This window comes from Kineococcus sp. GCM10028916 (assembly GCF_042674865.1).
Classification (GTDB): Bacteria; Actinomycetota; Actinomycetes; order Actinomycetales; family Kineococcaceae; genus Kineococcus.
The window spans coordinates 128389-151760 of record NZ_JBHTFM010000006.1 but is presented as its reverse complement, the minus strand read 5'-3'; the positions used below and the strand labels follow the sequence as shown (position 1 = coordinate 151760).

Annotated in this window: 21 protein-coding genes; 11 read left to right on the top strand and 10 right to left on the bottom strand. The window is 72.0% G+C overall.

Annotated features, from left to right (window positions below):
- Positions 1-42 precede the first annotated feature (42 nt).
- Positions 43-1377: an extracellular solute-binding protein gene (locus ACFQ46_RS07900; protein ID WP_380258852.1), complete on the bottom strand. Its 1335-nt coding sequence runs from the start codon at positions 1375-1377 to the stop codon at positions 43-45.
- Between the two features lie 180 nt (positions 1378-1557).
- Here ACFQ46_RS07900 and ACFQ46_RS07895 point away from each other — a divergent pair, with 180 nt between their 5' ends.
- The 3 genes from ACFQ46_RS07895 to ACFQ46_RS07885 all read left to right on the top strand — a co-directional run bounded on the left by ACFQ46_RS07895 (position 1558) and on the right by ACFQ46_RS07885 (position 5096).
- Positions 1558-2319: an isoprenyl transferase gene (locus ACFQ46_RS07895; protein ID WP_380258850.1), complete on the top strand. Its 762-nt coding sequence runs from the start codon at positions 1558-1560 to the stop codon at positions 2317-2319.
- Positions 2320-2691: 372 nt separating this feature from the next.
- Positions 2692-4008, top strand: a complete 1317-nt coding sequence (locus ACFQ46_RS07890; RefSeq protein ID WP_328292448.1) for a PhoH family protein — start codon at positions 2692-2694, stop codon at positions 4006-4008.
- A 371-nt stretch (positions 4009-4379) separates the two neighbouring features.
- Positions 4380-5096 (top strand): lytic transglycosylase domain-containing protein, encoded by a 717-nt coding sequence (locus ACFQ46_RS07885; RefSeq protein ID WP_380258848.1) that lies wholly within the window; start codon positions 4380-4382, stop codon positions 5094-5096.
- Between the two features lie 54 nt (positions 5097-5150).
- Here the strand turns inward: ACFQ46_RS07885 and ACFQ46_RS07880 are convergent, their stop codons facing one another.
- On the bottom strand, positions 5151-6113 hold the full coding sequence (locus ACFQ46_RS07880; protein WP_380258846.1) for a DUF2470 domain-containing protein: 963 nt from the start codon (positions 6111-6113) through the stop codon (positions 5151-5153).
- 187 nt (positions 6114-6300) lie between these two features.
- Between ACFQ46_RS07880 and rpsD the strand changes: the two genes are divergently transcribed.
- A complete protein-coding gene (rpsD, locus tag ACFQ46_RS07875; RefSeq protein WP_328292445.1) occupies positions 6301-6909 on the top strand; it encodes a 30S ribosomal protein S4 in 609 nt (202 codons plus the stop codon).
- Here rpsD and ACFQ46_RS07870 read toward each other — a convergent pair.
- The 3 genes from ACFQ46_RS07870 to ACFQ46_RS07860 form a co-directional block, all read right to left on the bottom strand.
- Positions 6897-7208, bottom strand: a complete 312-nt coding sequence (locus ACFQ46_RS07870) for a hypothetical protein (protein WP_380259225.1) — start codon at positions 7206-7208, stop codon at positions 6897-6899. The genes rpsD and ACFQ46_RS07870 overlap by 13 nt on opposite strands.
- Before the next feature lie 96 nt (positions 7209-7304).
- Complete coding sequence (locus tag ACFQ46_RS07865) at positions 7305-8900, bottom strand: cation:proton antiporter (RefSeq protein ID WP_380258843.1); 1596 nt, start codon at positions 8898-8900, stop codon at positions 7305-7307.
- A gap of 88 nt (positions 8901-8988) precedes the next feature.
- Positions 8989-10404 carry a class II fumarate hydratase gene (locus ACFQ46_RS07860; protein ID WP_380258841.1) on the bottom strand — a complete coding sequence of 472 codons (1416 nt, stop codon included), beginning with the start codon at positions 10402-10404 and terminating at the stop codon, positions 8989-8991.
- Between the two features lie 162 nt (positions 10405-10566).
- Here ACFQ46_RS07860 and ACFQ46_RS07855 point away from each other — a divergent pair, with 162 nt between their 5' ends.
- The 5 genes from ACFQ46_RS07855 to ACFQ46_RS07835 all read left to right on the top strand — a co-directional run bounded on the left by ACFQ46_RS07855 (position 10567) and on the right by ACFQ46_RS07835 (position 16500).
- The gene (locus tag ACFQ46_RS07855; protein WP_380258839.1) at positions 10567-11868 is read left to right on the top strand and encodes an extracellular solute-binding protein; all 1302 of its coding nucleotides are present in this window, start codon (positions 10567-10569) and stop codon (positions 11866-11868) included.
- The gene (locus ACFQ46_RS07850) at positions 11865-12818 is read left to right on the top strand and encodes a carbohydrate ABC transporter permease (RefSeq protein WP_380258837.1); all 954 of its coding nucleotides are present in this window, start codon (positions 11865-11867) and stop codon (positions 12816-12818) included. Before ACFQ46_RS07855 ends, ACFQ46_RS07850 begins: the two co-directional genes overlap by 4 nt.
- Before the next feature lie 8 nt (positions 12819-12826).
- A complete protein-coding gene (locus ACFQ46_RS07845) occupies positions 12827-13660 on the top strand; it encodes a carbohydrate ABC transporter permease (protein WP_380259224.1) in 834 nt (277 codons plus the stop codon).
- Positions 13661-13667: 7 nt separating this feature from the next.
- A complete protein-coding gene (locus tag ACFQ46_RS07840; RefSeq protein WP_380258835.1) occupies positions 13668-14924 on the top strand; it encodes an ABC transporter ATP-binding protein in 1257 nt (418 codons plus the stop codon).
- 190 nt (positions 14925-15114) lie between these two features.
- Positions 15115-16500 (top strand): GNAT family N-acetyltransferase, encoded by a 1386-nt coding sequence (locus ACFQ46_RS07835; protein ID WP_380258832.1) that lies wholly within the window; start codon positions 15115-15117, stop codon positions 16498-16500.
- Here the strand turns inward: ACFQ46_RS07835 and ACFQ46_RS07830 are convergent, their stop codons facing one another.
- Together ACFQ46_RS07830 and glpX are read right to left on the bottom strand one after the other, a co-directional pair.
- Positions 16501-17421, bottom strand: a complete 921-nt coding sequence (locus ACFQ46_RS07830; protein ID WP_380258830.1) for a carbohydrate kinase — start codon at positions 17419-17421, stop codon at positions 16501-16503. It lies immediately after the preceding gene.
- Entirely contained in the window at positions 17421-18386 is a 966-nt protein-coding gene (gene glpX, locus ACFQ46_RS07825) for a class II fructose-bisphosphatase (RefSeq protein WP_380259223.1), read from the bottom strand. The genes ACFQ46_RS07830 and glpX overlap by 1 nt, the downstream gene beginning before the upstream one ends.
- A 174-nt stretch (positions 18387-18560) precedes the next feature.
- Between glpX and ACFQ46_RS07820 the strand changes: the two genes are divergently transcribed.
- Positions 18561-19184: a DUF4245 domain-containing protein gene (locus tag ACFQ46_RS07820; RefSeq protein ID WP_380258828.1), complete on the top strand. Its 624-nt coding sequence runs from the start codon at positions 18561-18563 to the stop codon at positions 19182-19184.
- Positions 19185-19187: 3 nt separating this feature from the next.
- On the opposite strand, the gene ACFQ46_RS07815 is transcribed toward ACFQ46_RS07820, so the two are convergent.
- Complete coding sequence (locus ACFQ46_RS07815; RefSeq protein WP_380258826.1) at positions 19188-19424, bottom strand: exodeoxyribonuclease VII small subunit; 237 nt, start codon at positions 19422-19424, stop codon at positions 19188-19190.
- Between the two features lie 9 nt (positions 19425-19433).
- Positions 19434-20690, bottom strand: coding sequence for an exodeoxyribonuclease VII large subunit (gene xseA, locus ACFQ46_RS07810; protein WP_380258824.1), 1257 nt, complete (start codon positions 20688-20690; stop codon positions 19434-19436).
- A 289-nt stretch (positions 20691-20979) separates the two neighbouring features.
- On the opposite strand from xseA, the gene ACFQ46_RS07805 reads away from it, so the two are divergent.
- Positions 20980-22128 (top strand): DegT/DnrJ/EryC1/StrS family aminotransferase, encoded by a 1149-nt coding sequence (locus ACFQ46_RS07805; RefSeq protein ID WP_380258822.1) that lies wholly within the window; start codon positions 20980-20982, stop codon positions 22126-22128.
- Positions 22129-22170: 42 nt separating this feature from the next.
- Here ACFQ46_RS07805 and ACFQ46_RS07800 read toward each other — a convergent pair whose 3' ends face one another.
- Entirely contained in the window at positions 22171-23328 is a 1158-nt protein-coding gene (locus ACFQ46_RS07800) for a glycosyltransferase (RefSeq protein WP_380258820.1), read from the bottom strand.
- Positions 23329-23372: the final 44 nt, after the last annotated feature.

The following is a 23372-nucleotide window of genomic DNA, read 5'->3' as shown; positions in this document are numbered from 1 at the left end:
GACGGTACGTGCTCGACCCGTGCCCACGAGACCGCCCGGTGCTCAGGAGCCGAGAGCGGCGTTCATGTTGGCCGCGAACTCCTCGGGGGTGATCGCCAGGCCGAAGAGCTTCTCGATGTTGTCGAGCAGCGTCTCGGCCTCGGTGGGGGAGAGCGCCTGGTCCCAGGACTGCTGGAAGGTCTTCGCCCCGGACGCCGTGTCGTAGACGAACTGCAGCCACTCCTCGTCCTCCGACCCGGCGAACATGCTGTCCGAGCCGTTGACGATGGGGACCGATCCCGCCTCCACCCACGCCTTGGCCGTCGCGTCGGTGACCAGCCCCTCCGCGAAGAACTTCTTCGCCGCGGTCTTGTCCGCGTCGCTCGCCTTCGAGGAGAGCGCGTAGTACGAGGACGGGTTGCCGACGGTGTTCGACGGGTCGCCCGCACCACCCTCGACCGTCGGGAAGGTCGACCAGGCCAGGTTCCCCTTGGACACGAAGTCGCCGCCGTCGGTCTTCATCGACGAGTAGGTCCACGCCCCGTGCAGCATCATCGCGGCCTTGCCCGTGTAGAGCAGGGCCTGGTCGGCGTTGGAGTCGGCCGTGATGGAGGCGAAACCCTTGATGAACCCGTCGGCCTTCACCAGGTCCTGGACCTTGGTCAGGGCCTCGATCGCGGCGGGCTGCGACCAGGCGTCCGGCTTGCCCTCGTAGATCGACTGGAAGAGTTCCGCGCCGCCGATGCGGTCGAAGAGGAACTCCAGCCACATCATGTTCGTCCAGCGCGACTGCCCGCCCAGGGAGAACGGTGCGATGCCCGCGGCGTTGAACACGGGGAGGAGGGCCATGACCTCCTCCCAGGTGGTGGGGATGTCCTTGCCGACCTTCGCGAACAGGGTCTTGTTGTAGAACATGACGATCGGCGAGACGTTCTCGCAGGGGACGGCGTAGATCTTGTCGTCCACCGTCGCGGCCCCGAAGGCGCTCTCGAACAGCTTGCTCTTCAGGTCCGCGTTCTCGCTGAAGAACGACGTCAGGTCCTCGACCTGGGAGGCCTCGACGTAGTTGCGCAGACCGCCGCCGCCCCAGGTCCAGATGATCGTCGGGCCCTGGTTCGCGCCGATGGCGGTCCTGATCTTCGACTTGAACGCGTCGTTCTGGAACGACGACAACGTCAGTTCGCTGTCGGGGTTCGCCTTGTTGAACGCCTTCACCGAGTCGGTGCGGATCCCCTCGGCGGGCTGGCCGGTCAGGATCCAGATGGTGGCGCCGTCCCCGCCGCCGCTGCTGCCGGCGGCCTGCCCGGGGCCGCTGTCCCCGCAGGCGGCGAGCGCGCCGACGCCGAACGGGGCCGCGAGGGCGAGGGTGAGGAGCGAACGACGGGACGTCGTGGCCATGGGGTCTCCGGTGTGCCGAGCCGCGACGTCGCGGCTGTTGCACCTCCGTGGGCCGCGGCCCCTGGAGGACCGACGTCATCGTCGGTCGTGCGAGCGTAGTCGACGCTGTCGGCGCGCGGTCAAGGATCTCCACACGACCGGGCGTGGGAGCGTTCACGCCGAGGTATACGGTGAACGCCGATGGGCCTCCGTGATCTCCTCTACAGCGCGTACGGGCGGCGGCTGGAACGGTCGCTGGACTCCGACGCGCTGCCCCGTCACGTGGGGATCATCCTCGACGGGAACCGGCGCTGGGCGAAGGCCTTCGGCGCCCCCAGTTCGCACGGCCACCGCGCCGGCGCGGACAAGGTCGTCGAGGTCATGGACTGGTGCGCCGAGGAGGGCATCGAGGTCGTGACCCTCTACCTCCTCTCCACCGACAACCTCAACCGCGCGGCCGAGGAACTCGAACCCCTCATCGAGATCGTCGAGGACGCCGTGGCCCGGGTGGCCGCGACGACGCGCTGGAAGGTTCACCCGGTCGGCTCCCTGGACCTGCTGCCCGAGGCCAGCGCGGCCCGGCTGCGCGAGCTCGCCGAAGCCACCGCCGGCATCACCTCCGGGGTCGTGAACGTCGCCATCGGCTACGGCGGCCGGCAGGAGATCGCTGCCGCCGTCCGCGCGCTGCTGCTGGAGCACGCCGCGAAGGGGACCTCGCTGGAGGAGCTGGCCGAGGTCCTGGACGTCGAGCACATCGCCGCCCACCTCTACACCAAGGGCCAGCCCGACCCCGACCTCGTCATCCGGACGTCCGGCGAACAGCGGCTGTCCGGGTTCCTGCTCTGGCAGAGCGCGCACTCGGAGTTCTTCTTCACCGAGGTGCTCTGGCCTGACTTCCGCAAGGTCGACTTCCTGCGGGCGCTGCGCGCCTACGCCGCGCGCGAACGGCGCTACGGCGCCTGAGGGCCGGCGGTCGCCACGTCATCACGTCCCCACGTCACCGGCCGGTCACCGACTCGTCACCTCCGTTCGCGTGCCGGGCAGCGTGTTCGCCCCCGTTCGCCGGCCCGCGGGGGATAGCGTCGGCTCCAGCCGGGTGGCGTCCGCCACCCGCTCGGGAGGTCGCCGTGCGTGCTGTCCAGCGCAGCGGGGAGGCCCGGTCCCGGGTCGCCCGCAGGGTGACCTGAGGTCCCGGTCCGCCGCTGCTGAAGGGGGTCCGGGCGCGGACGCGCTCCGGGCTCCCGAGAACGGGAGACGTTCGTGGTCACCAGCTCCAGCCCCGCCGCGCCGCACACCGCAGTCCCGACCAGCGGGAGCCCCGCACGTGCCGGGGCGGTGAAGCCCGATCCGACCCGCCGGACCTTCGTCCTGGACACCTCCGTCCTCCTCTCCGACCCCGCCGCCCTGACCCGCTTCGCCGAGCACGACGTCGTCCTGCCGCTCGTCGTCGTCAGCGAGCTCGAGGGCAAGCGCCACCACCCCGAACTGGGCTACTTCGCCCGCGAGTCCCTGCGCCGCCTGGACGACCTGCGGGTGGAGTTCGGCCGCCTCGACGCCCCGATCCCCGTCGGCGACCTCGGGGGGACGCTGCGGGTGGAGCTGAACCACTCCGACGTCTCGAGCCTGCCGTCCTCGCTGCGCAACGGTCCGCTCGCCACGGCGGGGGACACCCGCATCCTCGCCGTGGCGCGCAACCTCGCCGACGAGGGGCACGACGTGACCGTCGTCTCCAAGGACGTCCCGCTGCGCATCAAGGCGTCCGCGGTCGGGCTGACCGCCGACGAGTACCGCGCCGAACTGGCCCCCGACTCCGGCTGGACCGGCGTGGTGGAGATGACCGCCACCGCGGAGGAGGTCGCGACCCTCTACGAGAACGGCGTCCTCGAGAACGCCGAGGTCCGCCAGCTGCCGGCCAACACCGGTGTCGTGCTGTCCTCCCCGCGCGGGCACGCGCTGGGCCGCGTCACCGCGGACAAGCAGCTGCGGCTGCTCAAGGGCGACCGCGAGGCCTTCGGGGTCCGCGGTCGCTCGGCGGAACAGCGCATCGCCCTCGACGCGCTGCTCGACTCCACCGTCAGCATCGTCTCCCTCGGCGGCCGGGCCGGGACGGGGAAGTCGGCGCTCGCGCTCGCCGCGGGGCTGGAGGCCGTCATGGAACGCCGCGAGCACCGCAAGGTCGTCGTGTTCCGCCCGCTCTACGCCGTCGGTGGCCAGGAACTGGGCTACCTGCCCGGCAGTGAGGCCGAGAAGATGGGGCCCTGGGGCCAGGCCGTCTTCGACACCCTCGAGGCGCTGGTCTCCCCGCACGTCCTCGAGGAGGTCGTGGAGCGGGGGATGCTCGAGGTCCTGCCCCTGACCCACATCCGTGGGCGGTCGCTGCACGACTCCTACGTCGTGGTCGACGAGGCGCAGTCGCTGGAACGCAACGTCCTGCTGACCGTCCTGTCCCGCATCGGGCAGAACTCCAAGGTCGTCCTGACCCACGACGTCGCCCAGCGCGACAACCTGCGGGTCGGGCGGCACGACGGGGTCGCCGCGGTCGTCGAAGCGCTGAAGGGGCACCCGCTGTTCGCCCACGTGACCCTCACCCGCTCCGAGCGCTCGCCCGTCGCCGCCCTGGTGACGGAGCTCCTCTCGGACTTCGGGGCCTGAGGGGACGGGAGTGACGGGTGGTTCCCGCCACAGGTCCGCCTTCGTGACGGGAACCATCCGGGCGCTCATAGCGTCAAACCCCCCGACAGGGGTACGCACCGTGTGAGATGTTCCACAAAAGTCTACGGATCGTTGTTGTCACGTGACCTCACCGTGACGAAACGGGTGATCGCGGTTTGCTTCGACCCCCGTCCGCGGGGCAGCGTCCTGGTCGACAGCACCTCCTGAGCGCTCGACCGACCGGACGCACGCAGCGTTCCACGGGTCGACCGGGTCCCACGGCGACATTCCCCAGCGGAACGACGCGACCCGACGCGGGAGGTGGACGTGCTCGACCGGGCGTGGGCCGGGCGATCGTCGGAAGGCCTGGCTTGCCGCCCCACCGCACCAGCGAGCTCACGGACGAGCAGACCCCCACCACCGGCACCACCGCACCGACGACCCGCAGGGAACGCCGCGCCCGTCCGTCGCGTCGGCGCTTCGCCTGGGTCGCAGCCCCCGGCGTCGTCGCGGTCTCCGCGTGCGTCCTGGCCGGCGCCGCCCTCACGTCGGGTCCGGCGCCCACGGCCGAAGCGGCCGTCCCGGACCGCATCCTGCAGGCCGCCGAGGCGCAGCGTCAGACGGCGACGTCGACCGCGTGGTTCGAGCAGGCCGGCGTCCGCGCGGGCAGCGACCAGCGCGTCGCCCAGGAGCAGGCGGCCGCGGAGGCCGCTGCCGCCGCCGAGGCCGAGCGCCTCGCGGAGCAGGCCCGCCAGCAGGCGGCGGCCGAGGCCACCCGCAACGCCCAGCGCGATCCGCAGTCCATCGCCAGGATCATGGTCGCCGACCGCGGCTGGGGCGAGGAGCAGTTCTCGTGCCTCGACTCGCTGTGGAACAAGGAGAGCGGCTGGGACTACACGGCCGACAACCCCGGCTCGAGCGCCTACGGGATCCCGCAGGCCCTCCCCGGCTCCAAGATGGCCTCGGTCGCCGCGGACTGGGAGACCAACCCGGTCACCCAGATCACCTGGGGCCTGAACTACATCGAGAGCCGCTACGGCTCCCCGTGCAGCGCCTGGTCGCACTCGAGGTCCAGCAACTGGTACTGAGCCCGACCCGCTGAACCACCCGTCACGCCCGACCCGCCCGGAACTCCGGGCGGGTCAGTCGTCGTGGGGGGCGTCGTGCGGGGTCGAGGTCCGTCCCGCCCCGCCGCAGGGGCACCGGAACAGCCCGCAGAGCGCACGGACGACGTCGTGCTCGTGGCGCACGGGCTCGGGGAACTCCGCGCGCAGCGTCGTCGTGCCGGAACCGATCGTCGCCAGGACGTCCAGGCCGTAGCGGTCGACGCCGACCACGGCGACCTCGCGGGTCTCGCGCGCCTGCTCGGCCGGCAGGGTGTCGAGCACCCAGCCGATCAGGGCGTCGCGGTGGTCGTCCTCCAGGTGGGCGACGATCCCGTCCTCGTCGTCGTAGAGCGGGTCCGGCGCGGCCGCGGTGAACTCCTCGTCCTCCAGCAGGTGCACGCCCGTGGCCGTCGTGACCCGCACGTCGGCGACCTCGAGGCGCCAGACGAGCCGGGTGCTGCCGACGTCCAGCAGGGCGCCCAGGGGCCGCACGGCGGCCGCGGTCTGCGCCACGCGCCGTTGGTCGGCGGGCAGGATCGACTCGACCCAGCCCGTCACGCAGAGCCGCGCACGGGGCAGGGCGGCCTGCCCGGGCGGCACGTCGAGCACGTCGAGGACGGCGGGGACGCCGCTCCAGCGGGCGTCGGTCTCCAGTTCGAGCAGGCGCCGGTGCAGGGCGGAGCCGTCCTCCAGGAGCAGCAGCAGGCCGCCCCAGGCGTCGGTGAGGTGCTGCACGGGGTAGGCCTCGGTGCGCGACGGCGTGGCCCGGCTGCGCCGCTGCGGGACGGCCGCGGCGAAGACCTCGGCCTCGTCCGTGCCGTGGCGGTGGTCGTGGCCCTGCTCGTGGCCCTGGTGCGGGTGGTGGGGGCAGCCCTGGTGGGTGCGCGGCAGGTGCAGCGTCCCGGTCACCGTCCCGACGGCGAGGGTGCGCGCCCACTGCGCGGGGGAGGGCCGGGTGAGCGCGCCGGGGGTCGGCGGGGCCTCCGTCGTCGGAGGCACCCCCTCGGAGGCCGTAAGGTTGGAGGCGGTGCGTTCCGAACCCCCCGATCCTCGGGGGGCTGGTGCCGTGGTCGGCTGGGTCCCCTGGATCCGGTGGTTCACAGTGCCTCCTCGTTGCGCGATCGTCCTGACCCTCTCGAGTGCTTCTCGACTGAGGACAGGCTCACCTTACGATCAGGAGAGTGGAATGAACAACGCCCGACCCAAGGTGCGCATCAGCCGCGCACTCGGGGTGGCCCTCACGCCGAAGGCCGCCCGCTTCATGGACCGCCGTCCGTACCCCCCGGGCATGCACGGCCGCAAGCAGAAGAAGGCGTCGGACTACGCGACGCAGCTGCGCGAGAAGCAGCGTCTGCGCTTCCAGTACGACGTCAGCGAGACCCAGCTGCGTCGTGCCTACGACCTCGCCAAGCGCAAGCCCGGCAAGACCGGTCAGAACCTGGTGCAGTTGCTCGAGACGCGTCTGGACGCCGTCGTGTGGCGTGCCGGCTTCGCCCGCACCATCTACCAGGCTCGCCAGATGGTCACGCACCGCCACATCGTCGTCGACGGTCGCCGCGTCGACCGTCCGTCGTTCCGCGTCGTCGTCGGTCAGACGATCGAGGTCGCCCCTCGCTCGAAGACCAAGACGCCGTTCATCGTCGCCCGTGAGGGCGGCTGGAGCGACAACGAGATCCCGGGCTGGCTGGCCGTGGAGCGCGAGGACCTCACCGCCACGGTGAACGCCCTCCCGGTCCGCGAGCAGATCCCCGTGACCTGCGACGAGCAGCTCGTCGTCGAGTACTACTCGCGCTGACCTGCCGCACCCTTCTCAGGGCGTCGATCCCCCCGGGGGTCGGCGCCCTGCGTCGTTCCCACCTGCCCGAGGTCGTCGCCGACGAGGGCGAGGTTCGCGATCGCGGCCAGGGAGAACTGGGCGGCGTCGTTCGTCGACAGGGTGGGCGCCTCGTCCACGGCCCGGAACACCTCCGGCGGTTCGAGGTGGACCCGGGCGAAACCCTCGTCGCGGAGGAACTCCCCGCCGCGGTGGAACTCCGACCAGGCGCGCCGGGCCAGGACGGGGTCGCGGGTACGGGCGGCGACCCACGCGGTCAGACGACGAGCCCCCGGGGCAGCGGAACCCCGAGCGTCGCCCGGTGGGCAGTTCCGCCGGGGGCTCGGGGTCGATCCAGCGCAGCGGGATCCGGTGCGTCACAACCTCGGGGAACCGCGGTGCGCGAGCGAGGCCTCGTCGAGGTCGAGCTGTTCCAGCGCCTCGCGCACGGCGTCCTCGGTGAGTTCGCCGTTGTCCTCCGCGCTGAGCAGCGCGCCGCGCTGCGCGGCGATCATCCGCCGGCGCACCTCGACGCTGCGCTTCGCGATCCGCCCCGTCCCCTCGTTCTCCTCCTGTTCCGAGGCGCGGACCTGCGCCAGCCGGTCGGCGCGCTCCAGGAGGGCGTCCACGACCGCGCGCTCGCTCGGGTCGGTCGCCTCCTCGCGGGCGCTGCGGAGCACCTCGAACATGGTCTGCCGGGCGACGTCACGGGCCTTGCGGCGTTGTTCCGCGCGCCAGTGCTGCTCCTGCGAGGTGTCGAGGTCGAGGCGGCGGATGAGCGGCGGCAGGGTCGACCCCTGCAGCAGCAGGGTGCCGACCGCGACGACGAACGCGAGCACCTGCAGGTCGGCCCGGTGCGGGAACGACTCGGGGATCCCGGCCGCGGCCGCCAACGTCACGACCCCGCGCATCCCCGTCCAGGCGATGACGACGTCCTCGGCCACGGTGAAGTGCTGACCACCCGCGGAGAACCTGCCGTGCAGCACGTTCCGCATGAGGAAGCCACCGGCCACGACCCAGACGACGCGGACGAGGACGACCGCGGCCAGCACCACCAGCCCCGCGGCGAGCAACGACCAGGCCCGGGCGCCGTCGGTCACGGCGTCCTGCAGCAGGAAGTGGAACTGCAGGCCGAGGTAGGCGAAGACGAAGGCCTCGAGCAGGACGTCGACGATGTTCCAGACCTCGCGTTCGGACAGCCTCGTCGCGTAGGCGGCGGCCAGCGAGTGCCGGGACAGCACGAAACCCGCGGTCACGACGGCGAGCACCCCGGAACCCTCGACGGCCTCGGCCACGGCGTAGGCGGCGAACGGGAGCAGGACGGCGAAGGCCGTCATGAGCGAGGGGTCGTGCAGGCGGGACCGCACTCCTGCCGCGAGGTGGCCCAGCGCCCACCCCACCGCGAGCCCGATCGCGGAGGTGACGAGGAAGAACAGGAACGGGTTCTGCACGATGTTGTCGTCGACGGCCGAGGCCGAGGAGATCGTCACGGAGAACAACGTGAGGGCGGCCGCGTCGTTGACGAGGCTCTCGCCCTTCAGTGTGTTGAGCACCCGCGACGGCAACCCCAGCCGCCCGCCGATCGCGACCGCGGTCACGGCGTCGGGCGGGGAGACGACGGCGGCCAGCACCAGGGCCATCGACAGCGACACCCACGGGATCATCAGGCTGGCGACGAACCCGACGACCGCGGTCGTGACGACGACGAGCAGCACCCCGAGGTTGGTGATCGAGCGCCACCGGCGCACGAAACCCCGCCAGGAGAAGTCCTGGGTGGTCGAGAACAGCAGCGGGGGCAGGACCACCGAGAGGATGACCTCGGGGGAGAGTTCGAGGCGCGGCAGACCGGGGACGAAGGAGATCCCGGCCCCCGCGACGGCCAGGGCCAGGGGCGCCTGCCACCCCCGCCGCGCGGCGACGATGGTCAGCGCGAGCGCGGCCAGCATGACGACGAGGACCTGGGCGAACACCACGCGATCCTCCGCGAGGACCGAGCCGACGGCCAGCGGGCCCGACGCCCGGGCAGGTGAGCCCGCCCGGGCGCCGGTGGGTCAGGGTGGGTCAGGGGTGGGTCATGGACATGACGTCGAGGGCCTGGTCGAGCTGCTCTTCGGTGACCTCGCCGCGTTCGACGAACCCGAGGTCGATCACGGCCTCGCGCACCGTCGCCCCCGTGGCGACGGCGTGCTTGGCGACCTTGGCGGCCGCCTCGTAGCCGATCACGCGGTTCAGCGGGGTGACGATCGAGGGCGAGGACTCCGCGAACCGGCGGCAGGCCTCGACGTCGGCCTCGAGCCCGTCGATGGTGCGGTCGGCCAGCAGCCTGGAGGCGTTGCCCAGCAGCCGTGCGGACTCGAGCACGTTGCGCGCCATCACCGGGATCTGGACGTTGAGCTCGAACGCGCCGCTGGCACCGGCCCAGGTCACGGTGGCGTCGTTGCCCACGACCTGCGCGCAGATCATCAGCGTCGCCTCGGGCACGACGGGGTTCACCTTGCCGGGCATGATCGAGGACCCGGGCTGCAGGTCGGGCAGGCGGAGTTCGCCCAGACCCGTGCGGGGACCGGATCCCATCCAGCGCAGGTCGTTGCAGACCTTCGTCAGGCTGACGGCGACCACCTTCAGTGCACCGGAGAGCTCGACGAGCGCGTCCCGGGCGCCCTGGGACTCGAAGTGGTCCTCGGCCTCGGTGAGCGGTAGTCCGGTGTCGGCGGCCAGCAGCTCGATGACCCGCTGCGGGAAACCGGGCGGGGTGTTGATGCCGGTGCCGACGGCCGTGCCCCCGAGCGGGACCTCGGCGACGCGGACGACGGTGGCCTCGACGCGCTCGATCCCGCGCTTGACCTGCGCGGCGTAGCCGGCGAACTCCTGGCCCAGCGTCACGGGGGTCGCGTCCATGAGGTGGGTGCGTCCCGACTTCACGACGTCGGCCCACTCGTCCGCCTTGCGGCGCAGCGACGCCTCGAGGTGGCGCAGGGCCGGGACCAGTTCGTTCACGACGGCGGCGGTGGCCGCGACGTGCACGGACGTCGGGAACACGTCGTTGGAGGACTGGGAGGCGTTGACGTGGTCGTTGGGGTGCACGGGGGAGCCGAGGCGCTCCGTGGCCAGCGTCGCGATGACCTCGTTGGCGTTCATGTTCGAGCTGGTGCCCGACCCCGTCTGGAAGATGTCGACGGGGAACTCCGCGTCCCAGCGCCCGGACGCGACCTCCTCGGCCGCGTCGGCGACGGCGCGGGCGAGGTCCTGCTCGAGGACGCCGAGCTCGGCGTTGGCCAGCGCGGCGGCCTTCTTGATGCGGGCGAGCGCCTCGATGTGGGCGCGTTCGAGGCCCGTCCCCGACAGCGGGAAGTTCTCGACCGCCCGCTGCGTCTGGGCGCGGTACTTCGCGGCGATCGGGACCTTGACCTCCCCCATCGTGTCGTGCTCGATGCGGAACTCGGTGTCGGACGCCTGAACGGGGGCTTCACTGGCCATGCCCCCATCCTGCCGGGTCGCACGCCGGCGGCTGCAGCCGGTGGCGGGGATCACGGGCAGCTCACGATCCGCCGACACCGTGATCTCCCACGTGCAACCTGTGGACAGCAGGTGTAGAGATGCTGCACAGCAACAACGGACGATGGGGTCGAAGGAGGGGCTGTGGCATCCCGAAGGCGCACCCGGTGGACGGCGTTGGGCGCAGGCGCCCTGCTGGCCGGGAGCCTCGCCGCGTGCGGGGGATCGAGTACGGCGTCGGGTCCTCCGACGCTCAACTGGTACATCAACCCCGACAACGGCGGGCAGCAGAAGATCGCCGAGGACTGCAGCGCGCAGTCCGGAGGGAAGTACTCCGTCAAGGTGTCCATCCTGCCCAGCGACGCCGCCCAGCAGCGTGAGCAGCTCATGCGTCGCCTGGCCGGGAACGACACGTCGATCGACATGATGAGCCTCGACCCGGTCTTCGTCCCCGAGACGTCCGAGGCGGGTTTCCTCGCCCCGGTTCCCGAGGACCTGCAGCAGAAGTGGTCCGACGGGGTCGTCGAGGGCGCGGTCACGGGCGCGACCTGGAAGGACCAGCTGGTCGCCGCCCCGTTCTGGGCGAACACCCAGTTGCTCTGGTACCGCAAGTCCGTCGCCCAGGCCGCGGGCCTCGACATGACGAAACCCGTGACCTGGGACCAGCTCATCCAGGCGGCGAAGGCGCAGAAGACCGCCATCGGCGTCCAGGGCCAGCGCGCGGAGTCCATGACGGTCTGGGTCAACGCGATGATCGCCTCCGCCGGGGGCAAGGTCATCGAGAACCCCGACGCGAAGGGCCCCGACATCCAGCTCGGGCTGGAGTCCGACGCGGGCGAGGCGGCCGCCAAGGTGATGCAGGACATCACCGCGGCCGGGGTCGGCGGACCCGGGATCGACAACCGCGACGAGGCCGCGACGGCGAACCTGTTCCAGCAGGGCGGCGCGGACTTCATGGTGAACTGGCCGTTCGTCTACGCGCAGGGCAAGTCCGCGGCCGACGAGGGCACGATGGACCAGGCGATCTTCGACGACTACGGCTGGACGACCTACCCCGCCATGGCGGAGGGGAAGGCCGCAGCACCGCCGCTGGGCGGGATCGACGTCGGCGTCAGCGCGTTCAGCGAGCACAAGGACGCCGCGTTCGCGGCGGTGTCCTGCATCGTCTCGGAGCAGAACCAGGCCGCCTACATGGTCTCCGACGGGAACCCGGCCGCGCTGGAGTCGGTCTACGACGACCCGACGGTCCAGGAGGCGTACCCGATGTACGACACCATCCGCACCTCCCTGCAGGCCGCGCAACCGCGACCGCAGACCGCGTACTACAACGAGGTCAGCCAGGGCATCGCCGACCAGTGGCAGCCGGTCTCCGGCGTCTCGGACAGCACCCCCACCTCGTCGCAGGAGTACATCGGCGAGGTCCTGAAGGGGGAGAAACTGCTGTGAGCACGACGGAGACCCGTTCCACAGGAGGGGTGTCGGTCACCAAGCAGGTGTCCGGCAAGCCCCGCATGACCGACAAGTCCCGCGCGGAGGCGCGACTCGGCTGGTACCTCGCCGGTCCCGCGTTCGTCATCCTCGTCGCCGTCACCGGCTACCCGATCCTGCAGGCGCTCTACGAGTCCCTGTTCAGCTACCGCCTGACCGCCCCGGGTGACCGGGAGTTCATCGGGCTGAAGAATTACGGGGTCATCCTCACCGACAGCCTGTGGTGGCGGGCCCTGGGCAACACGGCGATGATCACGGTCGTCACCGTGGCCGTCGAACTCGTCATCGGGTTCGCACTGGCCATGGTCATGCACAAGGTGCTCGGGTGGCTGCGCCCGATCGTGCGCACGGCCATCCTCATCCCCTACGCCGTCATCACGGTCGTCTCGGCCTACGCCTGGCAGTACGCGTTCGGGCTGACGACGGGGTTCATGAACACCGTCCTCGGCCTCGGCGACTACGACGTGTTCGCGAACAAGTGGAGTGCGCTCGCGGTCATCTGCCTCTCCGAGATCTGGAAGACCACCCCGTTCATCTCGCTGTTGCTGCTGGCCGGTCTCGCGCAGGTCCCCTCGGACATGACCGAGGCCGCGAAGGTCGACGGCGCGACCGCGTGGGAACGGCTGTGGAAGGTGACGCTGCCGAACATGAAGGCCTCGATCATGGTGGCCCTGCTGTTCCGCGCGCTCGACGCGTTCCGCATCTTCGACAACGTCTACATCATGACCAACGGCGCGGCGGGGACCGAGACGGTCTCCTCGCTGGCCTACAACCAGACGATCAGCCGGCTCGAGATCGGCCTCGGGTCGGCGGTCTCCGTGTTGTTGTTCGTGTGCGTCCTGGCGATCTGCTTCGTCGCCATCAAGGTGTTCAAGGTCGACCTGGCCCGGGCGAGAGGGGAAGGCTGATGGGTGCGATGTCCGCGAAGGAGAAGACCGGCTGGTACGTCGGTGCCCTCCTGATCGTGCTGTACGCGATCGTCCCGGTCGTCTACATCGTCTCGATGAGCTTCAAGTCCGAGACGGCGCTGAGCGACAAGCAGTTCTTCCCCTCGGACTGGACCTGGACGAACTACTCCGGCATCTTCGCCGGGAACGGGTCCGACCTGTTCCTGCCCGCGTTGCGGAACTCGATCATCACCTGCCTGGTGGCGACGCTGATCGCCGTCGTGCTGGCGATGTTCGCGGCCTACGCCATCGCCCGGTTGAACTTCCCCGGGAAGCGCATCGTCCTCACCAGCGCGCTGGCCGTCGCGGTGTTCCCCGTCATCACGATGGTGACGCCGCTGTTCAACCTGTGGCGCCAGATCGGCCTCTACGACACCATCCCCGGGCTGATCATCCCCTACCTGGCGCTCACGCTGCCGATCTCGATCTGGACCATGTCGGCGTTCTTCCGCGGGATCCCGTGGGACATGGAACAGGCCGCCCAGGTCGACGGGGCGACGAACTGGCAGGCGTTCCGCAAGGTGATCGTCCCGCTGGCGGCGCCCGGGGTCTTCACGACCGCGATCATCGCGTTCTTCATCGCGTGGAACGACTTCGTGTTCGGGATCTCGCTGACCTCGACCTCCCGGGCGCAGCCGGTGCCCGCGGCGCTGTCGAGCTTCACCGGGTCCAGCTACTTCGTCCAGCCGACGGGCGCCATCTCGGCGGCTGCCGTCATCGTCACCATCCCCGTCGTCCTCCTGGCCCTGGTCTTCCAGCGCCGGATCGTCGCGGGTCTCACCAACGGCGCCGTGAAAGGTTGATCAGGACATGGCTCGCATCGAACTGAAGAACATCGTCAAGCAGTACGGCGACGGGTTCCCGGCGGTCAACGACATCAGCCTGGACATCGCCGACGGGGAGTTCGTCATCCTCGTGGGACCGTCCGGCTGCGGGAAGTCGACGCTGCTGCGGATGATCGTCGGGCTGGAGGACATCACCTCCGGAGACCTGCTCATCGACGGCAAGCGCGTCAACGACCTGGCCCCGCGCGACCGCGACCTGGCGATGGTGTTCCAGAACTACGCGCTCTACCCGCACCTCACGGTGGGGGAGAACATCGCCTTCCCGTTGCGGCTGAACCACTCCAAGGTCCCCGAGAGCGAGATCAAGGAACGCGTCCAGCGGGCCTCGGACATGCTGGAGCTGAACGAGCACCTCGACCGCAAGCCGGCGAACCTCTCCGGTGGTCAGCGCCAGCGCGTCGCGATGGGGCGGGCGATCGTGCGCGACGCGAAGGCCTTCCTCTTCGACGAACCCCTCTCGAACCTGGACGCGAAGCTGCGCGGTCAGATGCGCACCGAGATCGCCCGCATGCAGCGTTCGCTGGCCACGACGACGGTCTACGTCACCCACGACCAGACCGAGGCCATGACCCTCGGTGACCGCGTGGCCGTCCTGCGCAAGGGGATCCTGCAGCAGGTCGCGAGCCCGCGGGAGCTCTACGAACAGCCCGTCAACCTCTTCGTCGCCGGGTTCATCGGCTCGCCGCCGATGAACTTCCTGCCGGCGCGGGTGGAGGGGGACGTGCTGAAGCTCCCGTTCTGCGACGTCCCGAAGCCGGCCGCGGTGGGGGCGGAGCACGACGGCAAGCTGCTCATCGTCGGGGTCCGCCCGGAGCACTTCGACGACGCCGACGTCACCGACGCCCCGGCCGGGGCCGTGACCTTCCAGGCGCAGGTCGACGTCACCGAGTGGCTGGGCAACGAGCTCTACGCCTACGTGCCCTTCGAGGCGGCCGACGAGACGAAGCAGCAGCTCGCCGAGCTCGACCGCGAGCTGGACGGGGAGAGCATGCGCAGCCAGCTCGTCGTCACCCTCGACGCCATGAGCGGCGTCCGGGACGGCGACACCGCGGAGCTGTGGTTCGACCCGCAGCGCATGCACGTCTTCGACCCCTCCAGCGGCGCCAACCTGACGCGCGACGAGGCGAAGGCGAAGAAGATCGGCGAGCAGTCCGAGGCTCTGCGCAGGCGTTCCCTGGAACGCGCCCAGAAGAACGCGCAGAAGACCCCCGCCCACGCCTGAGCCCCCATCCGTGATCTTGCTGGGGGACCCAGCAAGATCACGGATGGGTGGCGTTGAGTGATTGCGAGTCACGCTGCGTCGATAGTGGCGTGGCGCAGCCCGGGGCTGCCGGACGGGTCCGCCTCGCGCGGATATCGTGCGCACGGGTCCTCCACAGGGGAGGGCGGTCGCACGACGGAGGCCGGTGAGGGTGACGGACGCACTCGCCCTGCCCACGGAGGACGGCCGGCGCACCGACGGCCTCGTCCTCGTGCAGGACCCCGCCGAGGGCCTCTCGGTCACCGTCCGCCGCGGACTCGCGGGAGCCCCCGTCCCGGAGTGGCGCGTGCTGGCCACCCGCGCGGGACAGCCCCCCTTCACCGGTCCGGACTGGTTGCGCGCCGTCCACACCCACCTCGGAGTGGGCGAACCGCTGCTCGTCAGCGTGCGCCGCGACGGGCGGCTGCTGGCCTTCGGCGCCTTCGCCCTCCTCGGCGGACCCCGGCCGCTGCTCACCTTCCTGGGTTCCGGCGCCAGCGACTACGCCGCCGTGCTGGCCGACCCGGACGCCGGCATCCCCACCGGGCGCCTGCTGGCGGCCGTCGTCGACGGGGCGGTGCGCGAGGCCCCCGGCGCCGTGCTCGACCTCGAGCAGGTCCCCGCCGAGGGTGAGCTGCCCGGGCTCCTCACCGAGTGGGCCTACCGCCGCGGCTACGCCGTCCGCACCCTGCCCCAGGCGACGGTGCACGCGCTGGAACTGCCGGAGACCGTGGCCGAGCACGACGCCGCGCTGGGGCGTCACGCCCGGCACGAGGAACGGCGGCAGTGGCGTCGCCTCGCCGAACTCGGGGACCTCGTCGTCGTCGACGACCTCCTCGACGGCCTCTCCGAGCTGCGCGACCGCGACCCGGACGCCGCCGCCGACCGGCTCGACGAGCTCGTCGCGGAACTGGCCGAGGTCGACGACGCCCACCCCCGGGCTGCGTACCGGCGTCGGCCCTGGCGCGGGGCGTCGGGGCGCACGCTGACCGAGGTCCTGCGCACCACCCCTGCCGGGGTCGTGCAGCTCTCCGGGTTGCGCCTGGACGGCGAGCTCGTCGCCTACGCGTTCTGCCTGGCCGGCCCGAAGGCCCTGCACGGCTACGTCCAGTCCTACCGGGCCCGCTACGCCGCCACCGGCCCCGGCTCGCTGCTGCTGCTGCGCATCCGGCGTCGGGCCCTGCTCAGCGGGTACCGGGAACTGGACCTGCTGCGCGGGGACGAGGCCTACAAGCGTCGCCTGGAACCGACGACCCGGCACACCGTCCGGTTGCTGCTCGCCCCCGCCACGCGGGAACTCCTCCCGGGGCTGGTGGACCGGATCAGTCTGCTGCGCCGCACCTACCGCGACGAGCTGCGCCGCAACGAACGGCTCGGCCGGGGCTTCGACGCCGTCAGCGGGGCCGCCGAACGCCTGCGCGGCGACCTCGCCCGACGGCGGGCGGCGCTGCCCTCGCCGAAGCTCCCCACCCTGAGCCTTCCCCGCCCGAGCCTCCCCAGCCCGAGCTTTCCCGACCCGAGGGAGACGCTGCGCAAGGTCTGGCGCCGCCGCGGCTGATCAGCCCGCGAGTTCCGCCCGGGTCGGCGGGTTGGCCCCGGCGCGCGAGCAGGTGATCGACGCCGAGCGGATCGCCGTGGCCACCAGGGCCTCCAGCGTCCCCAGCCCGAGGTGACGCAGTCGCGGCAACCCCTGGGCGCCGAGCAGGTCGTGCTCGGCCAGGGCGTGCAGCAGCCCGGACATGAACGCGTCCCCCGCCCCGACGGTGTCGACGACGTCGACGTGCGGGGCCGGGACGTGCAGCGTGCCCGCGCCGGAGACGGCGATCGCCCCGGCGCCCCCACGGGTCACCACGACCAGGGCGGGGCCGCGGGTCTGCCAGCGGTGCGCGACGACCTCCGGGTCCTCACCGGGCAGCAGCCACGCGAGGTCCTCGTCGGAGGCCTTCACGACGTCGGCGGCGTCGACGAACCGTTCCACGAGGGCCAGGGCCTGCTCGCGGGAGTCGAAGAACGTCGACCGCACGTTCGGGTCGTAGCTCGTCGTCGCCCGACCGCGGACCCTGCGCAGCAGCTCCAGGACCGTCTCCGCGCCGGGGGAGACCGCGGCGCCGATGGACCCGGTGTGCACCAGGGCGACGTCGTCGGGGACGGTCACCTCGGGGACGTGCCAGACCAGGTCGAACTCGTAGCTCGCCTTGCCCTCGGCGTCGATCTCGGCGCGCGCCACGGAGGTCGGGTCGTCGTCCACCGTGCCCGGGAACAGCTGCACCGCAGCCTGTTCCAGGTGGCTGCGGAGGAGCTTGCCGTGGGCGTCGTCGCCGAACCGGGTGAGCAGCGTCACGTCGTGCCCGAGCCGGCCCAGACCGTAGGCGACGTTCATCGGCGAACCGCCCGGGTGCTCGGCGGTGGCCGAGGACCCGGCGGCGCGCACGACGTCGACGAGGGCCTCTCCGACGACGATGGTGGAGGGGCCCCCCATCAGCGCGGTCCGGTGAAGTCGACCGCGGAGTACGCGCGCAGCTTGGAGAGCTTGTGCTCGCTGTCGACCTTGCGGATCGTGCCGGACTTGGAGCGCATCACGATGCTGGACGTCGTGATGGTGTCGCCGAGGTAGCGGACACCGTCGACGAGCTCGCCGTCGGTGATGCCGGTGACGACGAAGTAGACGTTGTCGCTGTTCACCAGGGCCTGGGTGTCGAGCACGGCGTCGAGGTCGTGCCCGGCGTCGAGGGCCTTCTGCTTCTCGTCGTCGTCGCGCGGCCACAGCTTGCCCTGGATGGTGCCGCCGGTGCAGTGGATGGCGCAGGCGGTGATGATCCCCTCGGGGGTGCCGCCGATGCCCAGCAGCAGGTCGACCCCGGTGCCCTCGCGGGCCGCCATCACGGCGCCGGCGACGTCGCCGTCGGAGATGAACTTGATGCGGGCGCCCGCGTCGCGGACCTCCTCGGCCAGCTTCGTGTGGCGGGGGCGGTCGAGGATGCAGACGGTGATGTCCTCCGCGGAACGCTTCTTGGCCTTGGCCAGGCGGCGGATGTTCTCCTTCACCGGCAGCCGGATGTCGACGACGTCGGCGGCCTCGGGCCCGGCGACGAGCTTGTCCATGTAGAAGACGGCGCTCGGGTCGTACATCGTGCCGCGTTCGGCGACGGCGAGGACGGCCACCGCGTTCGGCATGCCGCGGGCGGTCAGGGTCGTGCCGTCGATCGGGTCGACGGCGACGTCGCACTCGGCGCCCGTGCCGTCGCCGACGCGTTCGCCGTTGAAGAGCATGGGGGCGTTGTCCTTCTCGCCCTCGCCGATCACGACGGTGCCGTTCATGCTCACGGTCCCGATGAGGGTGCGCATGGCGTTGACGGCGGCGCCGTCGGCCTTGTTCTTGTCCCCGCGCCCGACCCAGCGGCCGCCGGCCATCGCCGCGGCCTCGGTGACGCGGACGAGTTCCATGGCGAGGTTGCGGTCGGGAGCCTCGGTGCCGACGGCCAGCGCCGGGGGGAGCAGGGGCGAGGTGTTCTGCGACAAGGGAGACCTCCAGGAACATCGGCGCCCGCAGCCCCCTCTGGGCCGCCGGCCTGCCGGTGCGCGTCGTCGGGTGCCGATGCTATCCGTCACCATGGAGGGGTGAGCACGACCGGTTCTCCCGACGCAGGTACCTTCGCCGACTCCGGGGAGGACCCGCGCGGTGTGCCGCGCCCGCCGCGCTCGGGCGGGAACGTGCAGTCGATGGTCATCTCGATGGCCGTGATCCTCGCGCTGGTGGCCGTCGTCGTCCTGCTCCTGCCCCGTCCCAACCAGATCGAGCAGCCCGCCGTCGACGTCGCCAACGCCGCCGAGGGCAGCGCCGCGGCGCTGCCGTTCGCCCCGGCCGTCCCGAACGGTCCCGCGGGGTGGACGGCGACCTCGGCCAACGTCAACCGCTCCACCGACGGCGTCGTGACCTGGCACGTCGGCTACCGCAGCGACGAGGGGCAGTACCTGGCCCTCGAGGTCGCCGAGGACACCACGAAGACCTGGCTGAAGGCCCAGACCCAGGGCGGCACCGCCGACGGGACCCGGACCGTGCAGGGCCAGCCCTGGGACGGTTACCTGCAGCCGGACCGCAAGCGGTACAGCCTCGTCCGCACGCAGGACGGCGTGACCGTGCTCGTCACCGGTGAGGGCGGCTACGCCCCGATCACCGAGCTCGTCACGGCCACCCTGGACGGCTGGACGAAGGCCGGGACGCCCTGGGGCGCCAAGGCCTGAGGCTCAGTCCTCCGCGCCGGCCGGGTCGTCCCCGGAGGGTTCGGCGCGGGCGGCGTCCAGGCGCGCGCGGGCCCCGTCCAGCCACTGCTGGCACCGGTCGGCCAGCGCCTCACCGCGCTCCCAGAGCGCCAGCGCCTCCTCGAGCCCGGTGCCTCCCGTCTCCAGCCGGCGCACGACGTCGACGAGCTCGTCGCGGGCCTGCTCGTAGGTGAGTTCGCTGGGTTCGCTCGCTGCTGGCACCGGGCGAGGCTACCCAGCGGTGGCGCCGACCTCCCCGTCCGGCAGCCGGATCCGCAGTCGCGTCCCCTCGGGGGCGTCCTCGGGGGTGCGCACGAGTTCGCCGTCGGGGCGTTGCACGACGGCGTAGCCGCGCAGCAGCGTCGAGCGGGGCGAGAGGGCCGAGACGCTGGTCCGCAGGTGCTCCACGTCGACGCGGGCCCGCTCCAGGCGGTTCTCCAGAGCGCGTCGGGCCCGGTCCCGCTGGGCGTCGACCTCCGCGGCGCGCTGGTCCACCAGGACGTGCGGCGCGGCCAGCACGGGACGGCTGCGCAGCGCGGTGAGGGTGTGCTGCTCGCGCTCGACCCGGGCGGCGATGGCCCGTCGGGTCCGGTGGCGCAGGCCGTCCAGCTGGGCGAGTTCCTCGGTCACGTCCGGCACGACCCGGCGGGCGGCGTCGGTGGGTGTCGAGGCGCGGACGTCGGCGACCAGGTCCAGCAGCGGCGCGTCGACCTCGTGCCCGATGGCGGAGACGACCGGGGTGCGGGCCTTGGCCACCGCCCGGACCAGGGTCTCGTTGCTGAAGGGCAGCAGGTCCTCGACGGAACCGCCGCCGCGGGCGATGACGATGACCTCGACCTCGACCATCGCGTCGAGCTCGGCCAGCGCGTCGACGACCTCGGGCACCGCGTTCGGGCCCTGCACGGCCACCTCCCGGACCTCGAAGCGGACCGAGGGCCAGCGCTGACGGGCGTTCTCCACGACGTCGCGCTCGGCGGCGCTCGCGCGGCCGCAGACGAGCCCCACGGTGTGCGGGAGGAAGGGGAGGTCGCGCTTGCGGGCGGCGTCGAAGAGCCCCTCGCTGCGCAGGACCCGTTTGAGGTGCTCGAGGCGGGCGAGTAGTTCGCCGACCCCGACGGGGCGGACGTCGTCGGCCGCGAGGCTGAGGTTGCCGCGCTTGGCGAAGAACTCCGGCCGGGCGTGCACGACGACCCGGGTGCCGTGGCTCAGCCCGTCGGGGAGGGCGTCGCGCAGCCGGCCCATGACGCGCCGGGCGATGGTGACCGGCAGCGACATGTCGGTGTCGGCGTCGCGCAGGGTCACGAAGACGACGGAGGAACCGGGACGGTCGCTGACCTGGACGACCTGCCCCTCGACCCAGGTCCAGGGCATCTTGGCGATGTAGGCGTCCATCTTCGCGGCGAGGAGGCGGACGGGCCACGGGTTCTCCGCCGTCGTCTCGCCGGCGGTGGTGGGTCGGCGGCGCGGGGCGGGGTCGGCGGCGGGCACCTCCCCATCCTCTCCCACCCCCCCGCGGGCGGGTCGTGAGCACTCGGCGTACTGCGTTGGACACGGACCGTCCGGTGGCTGCTCCGTCCCGGCGAAGACCCTGCCGCGCGGGGAGAGATCCGGTGCCGGGAAAGTTTCCCGAGCGAACTCCTCGCGCGGCGACGCGTGCCACCATGAGTGTCGCTGTGTCGGCGGATCCCGTTCCGGTGCAGCGACTTTGCGTCACTCTGGGTAGTTGGCGGGGGACGCTCCGGGGGAGTTCAGGAAAGCAGAAGGTGGGGGCACCGCAGTGGAACGCACGGTGGGGATCGACGAGAAGGTTCCGGTCTACAAGCCGTACCTGGGCCAGGAGGTCCAGGACGCGGCGCGCGACGCGCTCGAGGTCGGCTGGCTGGGGATGGGCAAGCTGAGCAAGCAGTTCGAGGAGGCCATCGAGGCCAGGCTCGGGCTGACCGAGCGCCGGGTGGTGTCGACGAACTCCTGCACCGAGGCCCTGCACATCGCGGCGCGCCTCATCGGGCTCGGCCCGGGCGACGAGGTCATCGCGCCCGCGTTCACCTACGTGGCCGGTCACCAGGCGATCAGCCGCACGGGCGCGGAGATCGTCTTCTGCGACGTCGAGCCGGACTTCCTCACCCTCGACCCCGCCCGGGTCCGCGAACTCATCACCGAGCGGACCAAGGCGATCGTGGTCGTCGACTACACCGGGCTGCCCGCGCGGGTCGACGAACTGCTCGAGATCGCCCGCGAGCACGGCCTGCGCATCATCGAGGACGCCGCGCACGCCTTCGGGTCCTCCAGCGCCGGCCGTCCCGTGGGGTCCTTCGGCGACCTCGTCTGCTTCAGCTTCGGGCCGGTGAAGACCATCACCACCCTCGAGGGCGGCGCCGTCGTCACCCCGAACCCCGAGGACGTGCAGACCCTGCACGAGCTGCGTCACCTCGGCATCAACTCCGACACCGACGCGCGCTACAAGAACCAGCGCAACTGGGACTTCGACGTCGTCCGGCAGGGCTACCGCTGCCACCTCGGTTCGGTGCCCTCGGCGATCGGACTGGCACAGCTCGCCATGGTCGACGAGTTCGTGAAGAACCGGCAGGACTACTGCCGCTACTACGACGCCGCGCTGCGCGACGTCGAGGGCGTGCAGCTCTTCGACACCGACTGGGAGGGCGTGGCGCCCTACATCTACGTCGTCCGGGTCCGGGACCCCTCCCGCCGGGCGGCCCTCGTGGAGCACCTCGCCGAGCGCGGGATCGCCAGCGGCATCCACTACTACGGCGCGCACCAGTACTCGTTCTACGAGGACTGCCGGCGGGGAGACCTGAGCGTCACGGAGCTCGCCGCGCAGCAGGTGCTCACCCTCCCGCTGCACCCCTACATGGAGGACGGCGTCCTCGACCGCGTCGTCGAGGGGGTCAGGAGCTTCTTCGCCTGAGGGGCAGCGGCCCGGATCAGCGACGCGGGTCAGCGGCGAGGGTCAGTGGCGCGGGGCGAGGAACTCGCCCAGCGCGCGGGCCCAGCCCTCGGCCATCACGGAACGGTCGAAACCGTCGGCGTGGGCCGGCCCGAGCGCGGCGCGGGTGCGCAGGGCGCCCTGGTCGGCGAGGTGGTCGGCCAGCGCCTGCGCGAGGGCGTCGACGTCCCCGACCGGTACCAGCCGCCCCACCCGACCGTCGTCGAGGGCGACCCGGACCCCTTCGGCGCAGTCGGCCGCGATCACCGGCACGCCCAGCGCGACCGCCTCGAGCAGGGCCAACGGCAGTCCCTCGTGCCGCGAGGGCAGGCAGAACAGGTCGGCGTCGGCGACGCTGGGCAGCGGGGGGACCTCCGAACCCGCGAAGCGCACGGTGGCGGAGACCCCCAGCTCGTCGGCGAGCTGCTGCAGCGCAGCGAGTTCCGGCCCGTCGTTGAGCACCAGCACCTCGTGCGGGTGCCGGTCCACGACGCGCGCGTGCGCGCGGATCAACAGGTCGTAGCCCTTCTGCGGGGCCAGTCGCCCGGTCGCCACGACCACCGGCACGGACCGCCCGCTCACCAGGCTCCCCGGACCGTTCGCCGCCGCGCGCACGGCGGCGACGTCGATGCCGTTGCGGATGACCCGCACCTTCGACGCGGGCAACCCGTTGCGCACCAACGGGTCCACCAGGGCGGGGGCGACGGCGAGCGCCCCGTCGGCGTGGCGGTGCACCCAGTAGGAGAGCCGGTGCAACCGCGGGGAGACCCACTCCTGCAGCGCGTCGTCGAGGTCGGCGTGCACGGCGACGACGAAGGGCCGGCGCGTGAGCCGGGCCGCGAGGAACCCCAGCAGCAGCCCGGGACCGATCTCGGAGGCGCCGACGACGACGTCGGAGGCGGCGGCCCGGCGCAGCAGACGCGGTAGTCCGGTGGCCACGGCGGCGCGCAGGCGGGCACCGGGAGCGAGCTGCTCCACCGGGGCGCCGGCCGGGATCCTCGCCGTCTGCTCGGCGCTGCTCAGGACCAGCAGCCGGGCGCCCGCGCCCGCCCAGCGGCGGGCCAGGTCGATGGTGATGCTGACGGCGCCGTTGTTGCTGAGGGCGTCGACCACGAACAGGACCCGAGGGACGGGAGCGGTCAACTGCGGGGCCGGCGGGTCCAGGGTGCGGGGCTGCGACACCGCCACAGGGTAGGCGGACGGCGCCGTGCGGACGGGCCGCCGGC

Coding starts and splice junctions, on each gene's coding strand:
- ACFQ46_RS07900 (WP_380258852.1), bottom strand. CDS start 1,377: ATGGCCACGACGTCCCGTCGTTCGCTCCTCACCCTCGCCCTCGCGGCC.
- ACFQ46_RS07895 (WP_380258850.1), top strand. CDS start 1,558: ATGGGCCTCCGTGATCTCCTCTACAGCGCGTACGGGCGGCGGCTGGAA.
- rpsD (WP_328292445.1), top strand. CDS start 6,301: ATGAACAACGCCCGACCCAAGGTGCGCATCAGCCGCGCACTCGGGGTG.
- ACFQ46_RS07860 (WP_380258841.1), bottom strand. CDS start 10,404: ATGGCCAGTGAAGCCCCCGTTCAGGCGTCCGACACCGAGTTCCGCATC.
- ACFQ46_RS07845 (WP_380259224.1), top strand. CDS start 12,827: ATGTCCGCGAAGGAGAAGACCGGCTGGTACGTCGGTGCCCTCCTGATC.
- ACFQ46_RS07840 (WP_380258835.1), top strand. CDS start 13,668: ATGGCTCGCATCGAACTGAAGAACATCGTCAAGCAGTACGGCGACGGG.
- ACFQ46_RS07830 (WP_380258830.1), bottom strand. CDS start 17,421: ATGGGGGGCCCCTCCACCATCGTCGTCGGAGAGGCCCTCGTCGACGTC.
- glpX (WP_380259223.1), bottom strand. CDS start 18,386: ATGGAACTCGTCCGCGTCACCGAGGCCGCGGCGATGGCCGGCGGCCGC.